Origin of the sequence: Paradesulfitobacterium ferrireducens (assembly GCF_017310645.1) — a bacterium.
GTDB classification, from domain to species: Bacteria; Bacillota; Desulfitobacteriia; order Desulfitobacteriales; family Desulfitobacteriaceae; genus Paradesulfitobacterium; species Paradesulfitobacterium ferrireducens.
Genome location: NZ_JAFLRH010000042.1, coordinates 37,967 through 54,867, shown reverse-complemented (window position 1 = coordinate 54,867; position 16,901 = coordinate 37,967). Strand labels below are relative to the sequence as shown.

Annotated in this window: 13 protein-coding genes; 2 read left to right on the top strand and 11 right to left on the bottom strand. The window is 50.5% G+C overall.

Features of this window, described 5'->3' with window-relative positions:
- Positions 1-367 precede the first annotated feature (367 nt).
- Positions 368-838 carry a 4Fe-4S binding protein gene (locus J0X21_RS14900; protein ID WP_206813002.1) on the top strand — a complete coding sequence of 157 codons (471 nt, stop codon included), beginning with the start codon at positions 368-370 and terminating at the stop codon, positions 836-838.
- Between the two features lie 9 nt (positions 839-847).
- On the top strand, positions 848-4,687 hold the full coding sequence (locus tag J0X21_RS14895; protein ID WP_206813001.1) for a dynamin family protein: 3,840 nt from the start codon (positions 848-850) through the stop codon (positions 4,685-4,687).
- A gap of 362 nt (positions 4,688-5,049) precedes the next feature.
- On the opposite strand, the gene J0X21_RS14890 is transcribed toward J0X21_RS14895, so the two are convergent.
- The 11 genes from J0X21_RS14890 to oxlT all read right to left on the bottom strand — a co-directional run bounded on the left by J0X21_RS14890 (position 5,050) and on the right by oxlT (position 16,739).
- Complete coding sequence (locus tag J0X21_RS14890) at positions 5,050-5,988, bottom strand: 3-hydroxyacyl-CoA dehydrogenase NAD-binding domain-containing protein (RefSeq protein WP_206813000.1); 939 nt, start codon at positions 5,986-5,988, stop codon at positions 5,050-5,052.
- A gap of 43 nt (positions 5,989-6,031) precedes the next feature.
- Positions 6,032-6,850, bottom strand: a complete 819-nt coding sequence (locus J0X21_RS14885; RefSeq protein WP_206812999.1) for a BKACE family enzyme — start codon at positions 6,848-6,850, stop codon at positions 6,032-6,034.
- Between the two features lie 267 nt (positions 6,851-7,117).
- Positions 7,118-8,539, bottom strand: a complete 1,422-nt coding sequence (locus J0X21_RS14880) for a DUF4349 domain-containing protein (RefSeq protein WP_206812998.1) — start codon at positions 8,537-8,539, stop codon at positions 7,118-7,120.
- Positions 8,536-9,045, bottom strand: a complete 510-nt coding sequence (locus J0X21_RS14875; RefSeq protein WP_206812997.1) for an RNA polymerase sigma factor — start codon at positions 9,043-9,045, stop codon at positions 8,536-8,538. Before J0X21_RS14875 ends, J0X21_RS14880 begins: the two co-directional genes overlap by 4 nt.
- A gap of 343 nt (positions 9,046-9,388) precedes the next feature.
- Positions 9,389-11,035 (bottom strand): hydroxylamine reductase, encoded by a 1,647-nt coding sequence (gene hcp, locus J0X21_RS14870; RefSeq protein WP_206812996.1) that lies wholly within the window; start codon positions 11,033-11,035, stop codon positions 9,389-9,391.
- Between the two features lie 201 nt (positions 11,036-11,236).
- The gene (locus J0X21_RS14865; RefSeq protein WP_206812995.1) at positions 11,237-11,809 is read right to left on the bottom strand and encodes a 2-oxoacid:acceptor oxidoreductase family protein; all 573 of its coding nucleotides are present in this window, start codon (positions 11,807-11,809) and stop codon (positions 11,237-11,239) included.
- On the bottom strand, positions 11,802-12,560 hold the full coding sequence (locus J0X21_RS14860; RefSeq protein WP_206812994.1) for a thiamine pyrophosphate-dependent enzyme: 759 nt from the start codon (positions 12,558-12,560) through the stop codon (positions 11,802-11,804). Before J0X21_RS14860 ends, J0X21_RS14865 begins: the two co-directional genes overlap by 8 nt.
- A 400-nt stretch (positions 12,561-12,960) precedes the next feature.
- On the bottom strand, positions 12,961-14,082 hold the full coding sequence (locus tag J0X21_RS14855; protein WP_206812993.1) for a 3-methyl-2-oxobutanoate dehydrogenase subunit VorB: 1,122 nt from the start codon (positions 14,080-14,082) through the stop codon (positions 12,961-12,963).
- Positions 14,079-14,294: a 4Fe-4S dicluster domain-containing protein gene (locus J0X21_RS14850; RefSeq protein ID WP_206812992.1), complete on the bottom strand. Its 216-nt coding sequence runs from the start codon at positions 14,292-14,294 to the stop codon at positions 14,079-14,081. Before J0X21_RS14850 ends, J0X21_RS14855 begins: the two co-directional genes overlap by 4 nt.
- A gap of 171 nt (positions 14,295-14,465) precedes the next feature.
- Positions 14,466-15,005, bottom strand: coding sequence for a carbonic anhydrase (locus J0X21_RS14845; protein WP_206812991.1), 540 nt, complete (start codon positions 15,003-15,005; stop codon positions 14,466-14,468).
- 456 nt (positions 15,006-15,461) lie between these two features.
- The gene (gene oxlT, locus J0X21_RS14840) at positions 15,462-16,739 is read right to left on the bottom strand and encodes an oxalate/formate MFS antiporter (protein ID WP_206812990.1); all 1,278 of its coding nucleotides are present in this window, start codon (positions 16,737-16,739) and stop codon (positions 15,462-15,464) included.
- Between the last annotated feature and the right edge of the window lie 162 nt (positions 16,740-16,901).

The window sequence follows — 16,901 nt, the reverse complement described above, 5'->3', positions numbered from 1 at the left end:
TAAACAGATTGTATGGCATAAAGCGAAGTAGCATTTTTAGACTTGGATATACTAAGCCGCATAGCAACAATCCCCTCCAATCCCTTACATTATAACACATTACGCAAAATTACGCACTAATAATTGAAGAGAATTTGACATTTTTCCAATAAAAAAAGCCCTGTTTTCAAGGCTTGTAGGGATTTCTATATAAACGCAAGTGTCAAAGACCCGCATTTCCACAAATTAGGGTAATTAATAGTTTATCCACTATTCGAAGTGAACCCTCTATCTTGCTAGCAATACCATCCCTGGGTATAATTAAGCATAACCCGCTAACGAGGAATCTCTTAATTTAGATTCTCTTACTTACCATGGAGGAACATTTATGAACAAATCGGTTCAGCAGGCTGTTTTCTTTTGTTGGCTCGTTCTGTTTTCCCTGTTTTTTCTGAAATTATGGTACACCATTCTCTGGGTCATCCTGTTCGCCCTGGTGATGACTTTCGTCCAAAAAAAGAGAAGTTATTGTGCGCATGTCTGCCCTATCGGGTATATTCAAGATAGAATGTACCGGCCAAGAAATAGCGAAGAGAGAAAACCCGCAAATCCTTCTCTCTTAAAGAAAATCATTTTCCTGGTTTTTTGGCTTTATCTTTTGCTTAATATAGCTTTGTTCTCTAACCAGACCGGCATTCTATGGCTTAACCTGCTGCAGCTCATGGTCTTCAGCTTATTAACCGCCCTTTTGCTCCAGCACTTCTATCGCAAACGGTATTGGTGCAGCCACGCCTGCCCGGTGGGAAGCGTGCTTACAGGAGTGGTTAAATTCCAACATCGCCGCAGCAGCGGAAACTAGGAGGACAGCATGATAGTGCATAGGTTAAGCCCAACCCCGGCGGAAATGAGGGCAAAGCTTCATGAAATATTTCAAATTTTAGAAAACTGCGGGGACCATGCCAATGCGGACATTGTTAAAGAGCTAAGTACAAAACTTATAAGCCAAAAGTTAACAGTGGCCTGCTGTGGCTATGTCTCCGCCGGAAAATCCAAATTGCTCAATACCCTGCTCGGCGGGCAGGAGTTGCTCCCGGTCAGCCCGCTCCCAACCAGCAAAAACTTTGTTTATCTGAAGCAGGATAAGCATGATGCTTTTGCTTTAGCGATTAAGCCTAAGGATAAGCCCTCAGCCCTCATTCCATTCCCCGGACATGCAGACTTCCAGGCTCTCTGCCAGGATGAGACCATCAATCACTTAGAACTTACCTTAAAATCCTCCTTAAAACCTTCTTTGACACCTGGTAACATTAAAAATCCTAACGGGGTGGTTATGATCGACACTCCCGGGATTGACTCCCTTGAAAGCGGCCGTCGGCTGGCCGAGCATCCCGCCATGCTCATGTCCGATCTGGTCCTGTATATCATGGACTATAATCATGCAGAGTCCCAGGTGAATTTCTCTTTTCTCAAATCTCTGGAGCAGCGCCAAATTCCCTATCTCGTCGTGGTCAACCAGATCGACAAGCACGTGAGCTTTGAGCTTTCCCTAGCCGATTTCCGCGCGAGACTCACGAATGCTTTCAGGCAGTGGAATCTAACCCCAGCCGGGCTGTATCTCCTGAGCCTTAGCGAGCACCATCCCGAGTCTCAGTTAGAAGAGTTAAGGCAAACCCTATCCCGGCTCCTCGCCCTCGGACCAAAGCTTGTCTATCCCACGGTCATCCGTTCCGTCAGGCATGTCTTAACACGCCACGGAGAGTTTTTCTCCTCCCTGCAGGACGACTTGCGCCGGCCCCATCTCTGGGTTCAGGAGCAATCCGCGAGTGAACGCGAGCTTACTCTTGCCCTGGAGCAGACTGAAACTCAAATTAAACATTTAACCTCTCTGGCTCTAACCATCGAGTCCGAAATCTTGGCGGAACTGGACAAGCTTCTGGATAATGCCCCTTTGTTTAGTTTTGAAACTCGGGAATTAGCAAACCAATTCCTCGAATCAAGACAGCCCGGATTTAAAGCCGGGTTCTTTGCCGGTTCTGCCAAAACCAAGGCTGAACAGGACAAACGCCTGCACCTTCTTTATACTGAATTGGCAGCCCGTTCCGAGGCCCACCTCACCTGGCATATGCGCACGCTTTTGGCAAGCATCCCCTCCCGCTATAACCTGCCGCAAGATGGGTATACCGAGGAAGCATCCCAGCTGGCTGTACGCTTCGAGCCCGAGCTTCTGCTTCAGACCGTGCGTCCCGGAGCCCTGGTGTCCGGGGAGTACGTCTTAAATTATACCCGCGACCTGGGGGAGGCTATCAAGTCCGTGTACCGCCAAAGCGGCCGGTCCTGGATTAAACGCGCCCAGGAGCTGGCCTCGATGAAAATAAGCGAGGAATTATCCGGCCTGGAGGCCAGGGCCAGTGAATTCAACAGAGCGCTTAAATCTTGGCTAAAATTAAGGGAACTGGATACTCTTCACCGGGAGCACCTTAGCGCTTTGCTTGAACTCTGGGAGCAAGCGGCCGCCGCCCATCCCGAAGTCGACCTGCGGGCTTATCTATCCTCATCGGAAGACTCCCTCCACCCCACGCCCTCCGGCTCAGGCACTTCCCCCGGTTCCAGCACCTCCCCCCATTCCAGTTCAAGTACACCCTCCAACACAAGCAGCTCCTACGTTACTAGTGACTTCCCTGGCTCAGACGTTTCCCCCAGTCCTAGTTCAGCCCCCCAGGTCAGGAAATCCCACCCGAAGCTATGGCAGAGTGCACAAGCCTTAAAAGCCTGTGCCGACCTTATCAAACCCCTGCCCGGATTTGAGCAGAGGGTCGTCCGCGTTCAGCAAAGAGCAGCCCGGCTGGAAGAAAACCTCTTTACCGTAGCACTCTTTGGTGCCTTCAGCGCGGGCAAATCCTCCCTGGCCAATGCCTTGCTCGGAGAAAATGTACTCCCGGTGTCGCCCATCCCTACCACCGCAGCCATTAACAAAATTTTGCCGCCTACAAAGGAATATCCGCACGGTACGATCAAAGTCCACTTAAAAAGCCCGGCTGACCTGACCTCAGACGTCCTATTCTCCCTTTCTGTCTGCGGCATCAGCGTAAAAGACCTGAATCAAGCCCTTCTCCGTATCCCGGAATTAGCTTCTCTGGATGTCCTGCCGGATGCAAAACCCCACCTTAGTTTTCTCCAAGCCGTAGCCCGGGGACAAGCCGCCTTATTTGGACATTTAGGGGAGGAATTAAGCGTCAGCTTTGCTGAATTCCGTGAATTTGTGGTACAGGAAGATAAGGCCTGTTTTGTGGAAAGTATCGAGCTTTACTTTTCCTGTCCCCTAACTGAACTTGGAGTGGTCTTAGTGGATACCCCGGGCTCAAATTCCACCAATGCCCGCCATACCAATGTCTCCTTTGACTATATCAAAAATGCGGATGCCGTCTTGTTCGTCACTTACTATAATAATCCTTTTTGCAAAGCAGATGCCCAATTCTTGTCCCAGCTGGGCAAGGTCAAAGATGCGTTTGCCCTGGATAAAATGTTTTTCTTGGTTAATGCCGCGGATTTGGCCGAGTCTCCCGGGGAGCTGGAGCTGGTGCTCACCCATGTTGAACAAAATCTACGGGCCAGTGACATTACCCGTCCCCGGATTTTCCCGGTTTCGAGCCAGCTGGCCTTACTCACTAAACTGGCCGCGTCCGGCAGGCTTGAGCCCGCAGCCGAAGGATTGTACCGCAAACTCCTGAAGCTGGATGCGGGGGCGGCTCTGCCCTCAGCGGAGACAGATCTGCCTTCTGTTGATCAGAGTCTGACTCAGTCCGGGCTTAAAGCTTTTGAAACGAACTTTTACTCCTTTATCGAAAACGATTTAACCCACCTGGCCATAGAAGGGGCTGCTACGGAAATCCAAAGACTCTCCGAACAGGTTGCAGGCCTCCTGGAAGCAGCGAAGACGGATGCGTCGCTGAAAGAAGAAAAAATCGCATACTACCGCAAGCTTGAACAGGCGATCCTCACCGCCGTGAATCAACTTTCGTTTCCAGCCGAGGAACAATCCATTAAACAAGAGATTGATGAGCTTTTCTACTATGTGAACCAGCGCTTTTGGCACCGTCTTCCCGCGATTTTCGACCGCTCTTTTTTCATTCTGGCCAAACCAAAAGAAGAACAGCCTCAACAGGCTGTTCAGCAATGCTTAAATGAATTTTTGCAGGATCTTGAGATTGACCTCAGCCAGGAGCTGCGTGCCACTTCCCTCAGGGTAGAAAAGTTCGTCGGCTTTACTCTAAATACGATGCTCAAAAGATTTCTGGAGTCCGTCCATTCCTACGACCCCCAGTGCCGTTTACAGAACACCTATGAGGCTTCCCCTATGGCAGGGCCGGAATTATCCGGTCCAAAGCGGGACCGTCAGTCCTTTGCCCGGATTCCCGCTCTCTATAAAAACCCCCGAGACTGGGTTGAGGGACAGGGACGCACTAAAATGCGGGAAGCGCTGGTCAAAAGCCTGGAGCCTCAAGTTCAAACGTGGCTTGACGGCTATCGTGCCGCCTTCAAAGAGACAGCCCTAACCCTGTTCGAACAAGAAAGCCAAAAACTCAAAGCAGAAACCGGTGCTGAGATATCCGGATATTACGCCGGATTAGCCTCAGCCCTTGGGGACGGGTATAACGTACAGGATTTGGAGCACATCCTGATAGAATTGAGCAGGGTAACAAGCCTCTGAGTACTCAGGAGACAGGAGTCAGACTCCCATGCCGCTATGCGGCACCACTGATGGATGAAAATAGCCAAGGTGCATTACCCGCTCACCACGCGCCGGAGCTGTTCGCTTGTTGATTCAGCTACAGCGCCAAACCTTAGGGTAATACCTGAAGTGAACCGTGACGCTGCTTAACGCTGAATCAACTGCGCTCTCGACGCTCCTCTGCTCTACGGTTCGCTAAGTAATTGCCCCTCGTCTATTTTCAGGGCAGGAGACGGAAAAAGAAGCTATGTTATTCTGAGTACTGATTGAGTACTGACTTCTGAATTCTGAGTACTGCTAGAGGGACTCCTGACTCCTGAATTCCGGCTCGAAAATATGTCTTATTCTATTAAGTCAAGCAGCTTGGCTAACTTCTCGCTCTTGCGCGCGATGACCTCTTCCTGGCTGGTGCCGCTCCAATCGAACAGCCCCCGGCCGGTTTTGAGGCCGAGCATGCCGCTTGCAACCTTTTCCTTAAGGACAGCAGGCGGCTCTTTGCTGTCTTCGAGGGCCGGGTAAAGATATTCCGCGATATTCAAGGCGATGTCCAAGCCGTTGAGATCCCTTTGCTCCAGGGGACCGGTGTGGAGAAAGCGAAGGCCCAGGGTGTAGCGCACCACATCATCGATATCGCGGGCGCTTGCCACTCCTTGGTCGAGGAGGAACAGCGCTTCCCGCGCAATCGCATGCTGGAGCCGGTTCCCGATAAAGCCGGGGATGTCTTTGTTCACCACGACGGGCTTTTTCTTAAGAAAACGCAGGAGGTTAACCGTCGTATCCATGGCCTCCTGGCCGCTGTAGTCACTGCGAACGACTTCCACCAGCGGCATGATATCAGCAGGCATGTAAAAATGGGTTCCCACTACCCGCGCCGGATGCTGAAGTCCGGCCGCAATCGAAGTGATCGGCAATCCGGAGGTGTTGGAAGCCAGAACCACATCCGGCGGGCACAGAGCATCCAGCTTCTTGAATATCTCCTGTTTCAAAGAGAGCTTTTCCGGGACGGCCTCGATGACAAAATCAGCACCGGCTGCGCCCTCTTCCAGGGACAGATAGGTATATAACCTTGATCTGAAGGCATCAGGATTCGCTAAAGCAGCATGCGGCTCACTGTTAACATGAGTACTAAGAAGTTTTCTTACTTTCACGCCGGCAGTCCCTAACACGGCTTCCGAGGTATCAATAAGATTGACCTTCAATCCGGCCCGCAGGCTGACGGCCGCGATGGAATGCCCCATTGTCCCGGCTCCAATAATTGCTATCGTCCTGATCTCAGGCATTTAAGTCTCCCCCTTATTTTCCGCCACAATCTTATCATAACCTCTAAGCTTTTGGCTTCAATCCCAGAATCTCCCTTGCCTCATCCGGGGTTGCAATCTCACGCCCAAGCATGCGCGCGATCTTTACGATTCTCTCGACCTGCTGGGCGTTGGTCCCCAGGACTCCGCGGCTGTAGTAAATGTTATCTTCGATTCCCACCCGCACATTCCCGCCCAGGAGAATGGCCATGGTAGACAGCCGCACATGGGGCTCGCCGATGATGGAAACATTCCAAAGCGCGCCCGGGGGCAAGCTTTCCATTAAAAAAAACAAGTTTTTGGGAGTGGCCGGCAAAGCGCCTTTGACGTTCAGGACAAAGTTAAAGTAAAGCGGGCCTTTGAGCAGCCCCTTCTGGGCCAGGACAACCCCGTTATTGATCATGGCTGCGTCAAAGACTTCCAGCTCCGGCTTAATATTATTCTCGAACATTTTCTTTGCCAAAGCTTCCACCAAGTCCGGGGCATTGTCATAGACCCGGTTGGGGAAATTGGTGGACCCGGTGGTGAGACTACCCATTTCGGGGCACAAATCCAAGGCCTCCCCCCGCTGCAGTCCGGAACCAGCCCGCCCTCCCGTGGAAATCTGAGTAATCATGGGGCAGTTCTTACTGTGAAATTCATCCAGAATCTCTGCGAAAACCTCCTTGCGGTGCGTAGGCTTGCCCTCTTCATCCCGGGCGTGAAAATGAACCGCCGCGGCCCCTGCATTCCAGCAGTCAAAAGCATCCTGGGCAATTTCTTTCGGAGTGAGCGGAACATGCGGAGTTTGTTCCCTGGTCGGGACATTGCCGGTGGGGGCTACGGTAATGATCAATTTTTCCATCAATATCACCTCTTCGACAAAATCCGAGCTGCTTCAGAATATTTCTAACATTATCATTCTAACTTATTCTAACACAAAAGAGCCGCAGGCCTAATGTGATTCCAGGAAAAAAGTGCTTTTGACAAAGGGATCGAAAACGTTTAAACTAATGATGAGCTGACATCGGGAACACGCATTGATTGCGTTTCGCGAACACGGAAAACCACCTGCTTATGGACGGCAGGTGGTTTTACTTTTTGAGTAGACCATTATACTCATTTAGAACACTTACTTAGACCTTGATTTACGCCATTGCCGGTACCCGAGGTATCCTGCTCCTCCGAGGATGACGAACGGCAAGGCATAACCCAGGCCGACAATCAGGTAGTTCAGGGTATTCCAGATGGAGCTGATCGTCTTAAGGACGGCATTCTGAGCGGCTTCCCAAGTTTTGCTCCAGGCCACCGGCTGCCATGGTTCGTCAACTTTTACCGGATTCGGTTTGGTTTGAAGCTGCACCTGGATGGTGGAGAACGCGACTTCGTGATTCCATAATTTCAGCTGTCCCTGAAGCTGTTCAATCTGCATCCGGATGTTGCTTAAGGCCTCTTCCACCCTGAGAATGTCCTCGATCGTCTTGGCCTGGTTCAAAATATCCGTATAGCGCTTTTCCTCAGCCTGCCAGTGTTTGAGCCGGGTATCCGCATCATAATACTGATTGGTAATGTCATTTGCAGACAGATGCTGCGTCAGTATCTTTCCGGTTTCACTCAAGCTGCTGCGCGCGCTATCAAACTTGGCTGCCGGAACCTTGAACGTAATGTGCGCAGTCGAATTACCCGCATTCTGTTGATTATCCATTTGGGAATCCACCACATATCCGCCCATGGTTTGAGCCATAGCACTTAACTTTTGCAGCGAAGACTCAATATCTTCCACTTGCAAGGTTGCGTTTAAGTTCTGGATTATCTTGCGCGGCAAATCCGCATCCGCAGGGGGTACAACCGGCCCGGGAACCGGCGGCACGATGGCCGTAGCAAAGGATGTACTGTCTTTCTGGGCTAAGGCAAATTCTTTTGTCATGTTCTGGCCGTCTGAGCTTCTCTGAGGCTGTCCGGCTCCGGCCATTCCCGCCGCCGTCGAAGGCTGGGAATCTTGTCTCTGCATTTCTGACTTAACCGCATTATCCGGTGAACTTGCCTCCATAGGCTGGTCAGCGAGCATGCTCCCGCTCTTTGCTTTTGAGAAACTCACTCGTCCAAACTCACCGAATAAACCTGCCTGCCCGATAAAGACCACTAACACCAGGGCCGCAGCCGGGAAAGCCAGCTTCCAGCCCCAACGCCGCCAAATGTTTTGTCCCTTGGTTTTCAGATTTCGGGGCAGGTTTCTAAGCCTTGCGGCCCGCCCCGGTTCTTTTAACGAGTGCTTAGGTTCGCTCACTAACTGCCCGGGCACATCTAGTTCTTGCAAGATTGGTCCGGTCTCATCCACCTCTTGCCTGGCCTTACCGGCCTCATGCAGTGGATTGCTCATAGAAATCCCTTCAAAAACGGCTTCCTTCACCCCATCCTGGGCCAGCCTGGCCAGGACCATTTCTTTAATCCGTTCTTTATCTTCACTATGGGACAGACCGCCAAAAAATGCTTTCATGCGTTCCAAGTCACCGTCCTGTTCCCATATCAGCAATGGATCGTCTTGCCTAGTCATCGGCTGCTACCTCCTGTGCTTTCCCAAGCATAGATTCTGCGGAAACTCTTTTTGGCTCTGTACAGGAGACTGTCGACCGCATCCCTGGTCATACCCAGGATTTCCCCGGCTTCTGCAGCGCTTAAACTTTCGATTAACCTTAGTTGAATGACCGCGACCTGGGGCTCAGGCATTTGGGCCAAGGTCTGACTGATGGAAAGAGAGGTTGTCACGTTTTCGCTATGATCGGCTTGAGAGCGGATCACGGCTAAATCGTCATCGAGCGGCAGCACCGGCACCTTATTTTGCGCCCGGTAATAATCCACCACCCGATTGCAGGCAATGCGCAAAGCCCAAGTCTTAAGCGAGCTGCGGCCGTCAAACCGGGGCAGGGCCCGCCACACCTTAACGATAATCTCCGCCGTCACATCATCCACATCCGGTGCCGGAATTCTCATCCGCACAAACCGGTGGATGGGCGGAAAAATACTTTCATAGATTTCATTAAACGAGGAATCACTGTGCACAGCCCGCAAAACCTCCTCCCCAGCTCTATCTCTATAGACGTGAAGAAGGGGACTAATCTGATAGGAAACCCACAACAATGCAAGTATTATATTTGCTTAGAATTCAGGAGTCAGTATGAGAAAAAAAATTGGGTTACGTCTATATAACTGAGAAATAAATTTTTTAATCCATCAACAAATATTTCAGGCAAATAATTCTCTTTCGAAATTAGTGAAATTGCCCAAGACATATTCTTTTGATATTCTGAATTCTGACTTCTGACTCCTGAATACTAATTATAGCACATGAAAAAAAGCCCATGGGCAAATCTTTTTTGCCACATAGGCTGTGAGCGGGCTGAAATTATCCAAGGAACATCTTCATATCATCTTCCACCGTACTGATGCCGCCGATGCCGAAGTTCTCAACCAGAACCTTGGCTACGTTCGGAGACAGGAAGGCGGGAAGCGTCGGTCCTAAGTGAATATTTTTCACACCGAGGTAGAGGAGCGCTAAGAGCACGATCACCGCTTTTTGCTCATACCAGGAGATGTTGTAGGAAATCGGAAGCTTGTTGACATCGTCTAAGCCAAAGACTTCTTTAAGCTTCAAGGCTACAACTGCCAAGGAGTAGGAGTCATTGCACTGTCCGGCGTCAAGCAGGCGCGGAACGCCGCCGATATCGCCCAGGTTGAGCTTGTTGTATTTATATTTGGCACAGCCAGCCGTTAAGATCACGGTATCCTTCGGCAGCGCTTCAGCGAAATCGCCATAGTAGGAACGGCTCTTCATGCGGCCGTCACAGCCGGCCATGACGAAGAAGTGCTTGATGGCGCCGGATTTGACAGCATTGACTACGGTGTCTGCGAGGGCCAGGACTTGTTCATGAGCGAAGCCGCCGACAAGCTCCCCGCGCTCAATTTCCGTAGGAGGCGGGCATTTCTTAGCCTGGGCGATGATGGCTGAGAAATCTTTTGCTTTTCCTTCTTGGCGGTCAGGGATGTGTTTTACACCCTCAAACCCAACCACACCGGTGGTGTAGACGCGGTCTTTGTAAGAGTCTTTAGGCGGCACCAGGCAGTTGGTGGTCATGAGAATCGGTCCGTTGAAGGACTCAAACTCCTGCTCCTGCTTCCACCAGGCATTACCGTAGTTGCCCACGAAATGGGAGTATTTCTTAAATGCCGGGTAGTAGTGAGCCGGGAGCATTTCTCCGTGAGTATAGACATCCACGCCGGTCCCTTGGGTTTGCTGGAGCAGTTCTTCCAGGTCTTTGAGGTCGTGGCCGCTGATCAGAATGCCAGGGTTGGAGCGTACGCCGATGTTGACTTTGGTAATCTCGGGATTGCCGTAAGTTGAAGTATTAGCTTTATCCAATAAGGCCATGACATTAACGCCGTATTTTCCGGCTTCCATAGCCAAGCCTACTAAGTCATCGGCGCCCAAGCTGTCGTCCGTGGTGGCAGCCAGACCTTTGGCGATGAAGGCAAAGATTTCCGGGTCGTTATAGCCCAGAGCATACGCATGCTCGGCATAGGCAGCCATCCCTTTGAGCCCGTAAGTGAGCAGCTCCCTCAAAGAGCGGATGTCTTCATTTTCAGTGGCCAGGATCCCGATGGTCGCTGCTTTACGCTCCAAATCAGCGGCATTGTCAGCGTACCAGCTTGCGGAATCATGCAGGTTGTCCGGCAGGGTTCCGCCCGCAGCCAGGATATCCTGTTTCAGTTGCTCGCGCAAGGCCAGGCCTTCCTTGATGCGGCCAATGAAAATATTCTTATCGAAGTTTACATTCGTAATGGTGGCAAATAGGCTTTCCATGATGAATTTATCCACGTCGGCGCGCTCGATGCCCAAGGCCCGCGCTTGGACGGCATAGATAGAGATCCCTTTGAGGGTATAGATCAACAGGTCTTGCAAATTGGCGACATCTTCCGTCTTGCCGCACACCCCTTTAATGGTGCAGCCGCTTCCTTTGGCTGTCTCTTGACATTGGTAACAGAACATACTCATTTTTCTGAGTCCTCCTTTTAATTTGTTCGTTTATTTTTGCGCAAGTTCATTTACTGGGTTCATTCTAATTTAATTCCTAGCTTCTTGATGTGATTGGGACATTTTTTTAGGTGTGAGTTTTATCACACCTAAAAATAAAAAGTATTATTAAAGAAATGCCGGTTGATTGAAAAGACCGGGAATTTATCCCGGTCTTTGTCTTTACACTGCGTTTCGATGGACCCGCCTTGAACCGGAACCGGCCAGCTCCCGTCCCAGCTCGATGGCTTGGCGGTTCAGCGGAATAAGGTGATGCCGGTGCTCAGGCAATACCTTGACCAAGGCCTGGGTCACTGAATTCTCCCGCACTAAATCGCTGAAAGCCAAATAAGCCCCCAATAGGATCATGTTTCCGACTTTCTCACTGCCGAGCCTCTCCCGGGCCAGGGTGTTCGCCGGAACTTTGAAAATCCGGATGTCCCGCCGTTTCGGTTCCATATCGATAAGGGAGGAATTCATGATTAACAGGCCGCCAGGCATCAAATCCCGCTCAAACTTTTCCAGCGAAGGCCGGTTTAAGACCATTAAAGTAGTGGGTTCAGAAAAAAGAGGAGAGCTAATGGCCTCATCGGCGACGGCCACCAGGCAGTTGGCCGTACCCCCTCGCATTTCCGGGCCATAAGAAGGAATCCAGCTGACATGCTTGTTTTCAAACATTCCGGCATAGGCTAAGAGCAGCCCCATGGAGAGAACTCCCTGCCCGCCGAAGCCGGCGATCATAATTTCTTCATGCACTCGCAACGCCCTCCTTCGTTAAAGCTTTCTTCACACCTAAGGGGTAATACGGGATCATGTTCGTGCTTACCCAAGTGAGCGCATCCCGCGGAGAAAGCCCCCAGTTGGTAGGACAGGTGGACAGAACTTCCACCAAGGTAAACCCTTTGCCCTCGAGCTGCGCCTGAAAAGCGGTCATAATGGCCTTCTTGGCCTTCACGACTTCCTGGGGATTATGAACCGAGACCCTGGCAATATAGGCCGCTCCGTCCAGGGTCGCAAGGATTTCCGAGATGCGGATCGGGTAGCCGTGGCTCTGCGGAGAACGCCCCCCGCGCGCGGTCGTGACCTCTTGACCGGCAAGGGTTGTGGGGGCCATTTGCCCTCCGGTCATGCCGTAAATCGCATTGTTCACGAAAATGGTGGTGAACTTCTCTCCCCTGGCCGCGGCATGAATAATTTCCCCCGTACCGATGGCTGCCAAGTCCCCATCTCCCTGGTAAGTAAAGACGACTTTATCAGGGTTCACCCGTTTGATTCCGGTCGCAACCGCCGGTGCCCGCCCGTGCGCCGCTTCGTACATATCCACATTAAAATACTTATAAGCCAAGACCGCACACCCCACCGGAGCGACTCCGATGGTCTGCTCCCGGACGTCAAGCTCATCCAATACCTCGGCAATCAAGCGGTGAATGATGCCATGCGTACAGCCCGGACAATAATGAGTTTTCACCTCAGTTAAGCTTTGAGGGCGTTCATAAACAATCGTCATCGGTTCTTCCCTCCTATTCAACATAACACCATAAAAACACCATACGCGCAGGAGATCTCGGTAGTCAGTACCCAGGAGTCAGTAGTCAGACTCCCATGCCGCTATGCGGCACCACTGATAGATGAAAATAGCCAAGGTGCATTACCCGCTCACCACGCGCCGGAGCTGTTCGCTTGTTGATTCAGCTACAGCGCCAAACCTTAGGGTAATACCTGAAGTGAACCGTGACGCTGCTTAACGCTGAATCAACTGCGCTCTCGACGCTCCTCTGCTCTACGGTTCGCTAAGTAATTGCCCCTCGTCTATTTTCAGGGCAGGATTAGAAAACGGTTTATCAAGTGTAAAAATCCGAATTACCTTTGAATCTTTTTGGAGTTAGTAAACTTCTAAAATGACGTTCTCAGAATCCTTCATTCTGAATTCTGAATTCTGAATTCTGACTTCTGACTTCTGAATTCTGACTCCTGCCCTGACTCCCTGCTAAGCGGACAACCTCTTCCAAAATTTCCTTGGTCGTCGGAACCACTCCCACCCGGCCATAGAAATGCACCGGCACTTTAAACTCCAGGTGATAGCGCACATCTTCCACAAACTGCCCGGCGCTGAATTCAACGGTCAGCACCTGGGACGCAGTTTGACACGCCCGGCGCAGTTCGTACTTGGGAAAGGGATAGAGAGTAATCGGCCGGAAGAGCCCTGCCCTAATCCCAGCGGCCCGCGCTTTATCTACGGCCGCTTTGGCAATCCGGGCAGCGGTCCCGTAAGCTGCAAGGACAATTTCCGCATCTTCGGTCAAATAGCTCTCGGCCATCGTTTCCCGCTCCGCCATTAAACGGTATTTGTCCTGGAGCCTGAGATTCACTTGTTCCAATACTTCCGGTTCCAGGTACAGGGAATTGATAATATTGCGTTCCCGGCCTTTGGCTCCAGTCGTAGCCCAAGGCTTCGGCGGGAGTTCGGACAGATCCTGGAATTCCGGAAGCTCTATCCCCTCCATCATCTGGCCCAAAATTCCGTCTCCCAGAATCATTACCGGGTTGCGGTACTCATCGGCCAAAGCGAAAGCCTTAAACGCCAAATCCGCCATTTCCTGAACGGTGCCCGGAGCCAAGACCAAAAGATGGTAATCTCCGTGCCCGCCGCCCTTCACCGCTTGAAAATAGTCTCCCTGCGACGGCTGAATTCCGCCTAAGCCCGGACCGCCCCGCATCATATTCACAATCACGCATGGCAGCTCTGAACAAGCTATGTAGCTGATTCCCTCCTGCTTCAAGCTAATCCCCGGGGAGGAGGAAGACGTCATCACCCGGGCGCCCGAACCTGCGGCCCCATAAACCATGTTAATCGCGGCCAGCTCGGATTCAGCCTGGATAAAGACCCCGCCCACTTCCGGCAGACGCCAGGATAGATATTCCGGTATTTCATTCTGGGGAGTAATCGGGTAACCGAAAAAAAAGCGGCAACCGGCACGCACCGCCGCCTCAGCCAATGCTTCGTTCCCTTTCATCAAAGCCTTGCTCACTTTGCCCCCTCCTTCCAGACCGTAATCGCTGCATCCGGGCACATGCGGGCACAGAAAGCGCAAGCGATGCACTTGCCCTGATCCAGTACCTGGGCCGGATGATACCCCATCGCATTCAGATGGTCTCCTAAATAAATAATGTTTACGGGGCAGGCCTCGATGCAAAGTTCACACCCCTTGCACCGGTCTTCATCAAACGCAACCTTTTGCATTATAAATCCCTCCCCACACACCTGGATATCAGGAGTATAATAGAATTCTGAAAAATTATGACCAGGTAATAATTTATTACCTGGTCATAATTATATACCATTATCTGTATATTCTCAAGGCATTCTGTAAAATTTTTTCCTAGATCTTTCTTCCGAGCAAATTAAGCGAACCTACTCTTCCTCTATCTGATAAAGCAAGTTATCTTCGACTTTATAGTATAAGGGTGCCACTTGAATCCTAGGATAGCGAAACCGCAGTCTTTTGGCTTCACTCACGACAAAAGTCAGCTCATTATCAATCTCAAACATGGGAGCGAAATTCAGAAAATGTTCTTCTGCTTCGGCCGGGTTCCATCCGGCCTTGGTCACCAGGCCACTCACAAAATCCGTTTTCTTGGACATTAAATTCACCATGCCGCAGTTGTTATGGGCAATGAGAGCGATTGCCCCCACATTGCCGACCCCAATCGCATAAGAGACCTTAAATTCGTTATAGCGCAGGTTCCCTCCTCCGGTGCGGATGATATAGGCAAAGTTAGGAGGGATATTCAAGCTTTTGCGATGATCCATACACATCCCGATCAGAATTTCCGGAGCGGAATATTTGGTATGTGTCTGCTTCAGATTATGGTACTCTAACAAGCGACCAATCGGGGTATTTTGATAAGCTGGAAAGATATCACTTGCGGCCATCACAGGAACCTTATTCATACAGTTTCTCCCCTTAATCCATCTTCTCTCCTCAGTTGAATTTCTCTCCTATTTCTATTTTCTTTTGCTTTGTTTCGCTATTTTTTCCTAAGTATAAATCTGAGGGCACATCAATGCAACTAAACAAGCGCATTAGCCCAGTTAGATGGATTAATGACACGCAGGTCAAAAATCATATTTGGGATCAAAAATGCGCTCATTTAGTTTTTGGTATACCAGTATACCAAAAACCTCTTGCAAACGTTAATGGAGTAGGCTATAATTTCTTTAAGCTAATATGTGAAAGTTAAACCTTTTCAGGGCTAAATTTTGCCCTGGGAATAAGGTAATCGCTAAAGCAATGGGGTAACCCGGCAAGATTACTCCCCAATAATGTCACAAAGCTCCGATTACCTCATACCCAGGGTTTTTTAACATTGTACCAAGCTAATTGCACCAAACTATGTGTTGATGGCCCTAGATCCCTTCGCTAATTCCTTGATCGATGGACATTCCGGGACGCGTGGGTTTTGGCAGCTTCTTCACGATTAAAGCTCCCACGGCTGAAGCAAATGCCAATAAGCCTGAGGCCACAAACACCACCGTCCAGCCATAGCTGCTGGCAATGGCCGTCGCGACAACCCCGCCGAATATCCCTCCAAACCCTTTCGCACTATAGAGAAGTCCGTAATTGCTGGCGGCATACGTTGTCCCGAAACGATCGGCATTCAAAGACGGGAAGAGGGAGAACAGTTCACCCCAAGTCGCCATCATCAGGAACATCCAGATGACGTAACCCCAGCCGTTGGTGCCGAAGAAGGGGAAGGTAGCGGTGAAGATGGCATTGAGAGTAAAGCCGACAAACATGATGTTCTCACGGCCGAACTTATCGGATAGCCAGCCCCAGAATACCCTGCCCCCTCCATTGCCGATGCGGTCAAATGTAACCCCTAAAATGACGAAATAGTTGAGTACACCGACGTCTTTGGCAAATGGCTTCGCATTTGACGTGAGGAGCAAGCCTCCAATGGTCATGAAGAGGAACATGATATAGATTAAGTAGAATTGAGGTTGGCGTAACACCTCCCAAGGTTTGAAGCCGCGGTTCGGATCATTGTCATCCGCCTTAGCATGTGCTGCATGTTTAGCAGCTCCGGGCGGATAGCGCAAGAGTTGAGCAACGATTAAGATGACGATACCCTGGAAGATACCGGTGGAAACAAATGCTGCCGTAATACCCGAACTTGAGAGAATGCTGCCGATAATCGGGATAAACGGGGCCGAACCGGCACCAAAACCCGCGGCAATAATTCCGGCAGCCAAACCGCGTTTATCACCAAACCAGCGGATCGCGACAGCAACACTGCCACCGTAAATGAACCCGGCTCCAAGACCGGCCAAGGCATAGAAGAAATACAGAGCAGACAGGGATTGAACCAGGCCCATGGCGGTCCAGCCTACACCTACCATGATCCCGGCAGCGGTAAAGAATAAGCGAGGCCCAAAACGATCGAGCAAATATCCTTCAATCGGTTGGGCAAAGGTTTCAAACCAGATAAAAAGTGTAAAACCAAACTGGATGGCGGTGCGGGAAGCACCAAAAGCTTCAGTCAGCCCGGGTACGAATAACGTCCAGGCATATTGCAGGTTAGCAATCATGATCATGGCGACGACTGCGGAGATGAGCTGGATCCAGCGATTCCCTAGAATCGGGCCATAAACCTCTTTAGGGTTGAGACTCTGGCTGTTTTCCATAAAAGAGACCACCCTCCTTTTCATTTCATGCACACGAAAATGCACAAATCGCTTTTTTCCCCCTAAGTCATACTCTCACCTCCCTTAATGAGCAAATTTTCTGATAACTTTCCCCCTTTTTAGACCTTTTTTTTAATTTCAGGTCTTATTCATTTATGTTTC

Bases quoted from the DNA above. Each gene is read 5' to 3' on its own strand.
- J0X21_RS14885 (WP_206812999.1), bottom strand. From the start codon at position 6,850: ATGGAAAAATTGATCATTACCGTAGCCCCCACCGGCAATGTCCCGACC.
- J0X21_RS14860 (WP_206812994.1), bottom strand. From the start codon at position 12,560: ATGACGATTGTTTATGAACGCCCTCAAAGCTTAACTGAGGTGAAAACT.
- hcp (WP_206812996.1), bottom strand. From the start codon at position 11,035: ATGAGTATGTTCTGTTACCAATGTCAAGAGACAGCCAAAGGAAGCGGC.
- oxlT (WP_206812990.1), bottom strand. From the start codon at position 16,739: ATGGAAAACAGCCAGAGTCTCAACCCTAAAGAGGTTTATGGCCCGATT.
- J0X21_RS14880 (WP_206812998.1), bottom strand. From the start codon at position 8,539: ATGACTAGGCAAGACGATCCATTGCTGATATGGGAACAGGACGGTGAC.
- J0X21_RS14895 (WP_206813001.1), top strand. From the start codon at position 848: ATGATAGTGCATAGGTTAAGCCCAACCCCGGCGGAAATGAGGGCAAAG.
- J0X21_RS14845 (WP_206812991.1), bottom strand. From the start codon at position 15,005: ATGAATAAGGTTCCTGTGATGGCCGCAAGTGATATCTTTCCAGCTTAT.
- J0X21_RS14900 (WP_206813002.1), top strand. From the start codon at position 368: ATGAACAAATCGGTTCAGCAGGCTGTTTTCTTTTGTTGGCTCGTTCTG.
- J0X21_RS14850 (WP_206812992.1), bottom strand. From the start codon at position 14,294: ATGCAAAAGGTTGCGTTTGATGAAGACCGGTGCAAGGGGTGTGAACTT.
- J0X21_RS14890 (WP_206813000.1), bottom strand. From the start codon at position 5,988: ATGCCTGAGATCAGGACGATAGCAATTATTGGAGCCGGGACAATGGGG.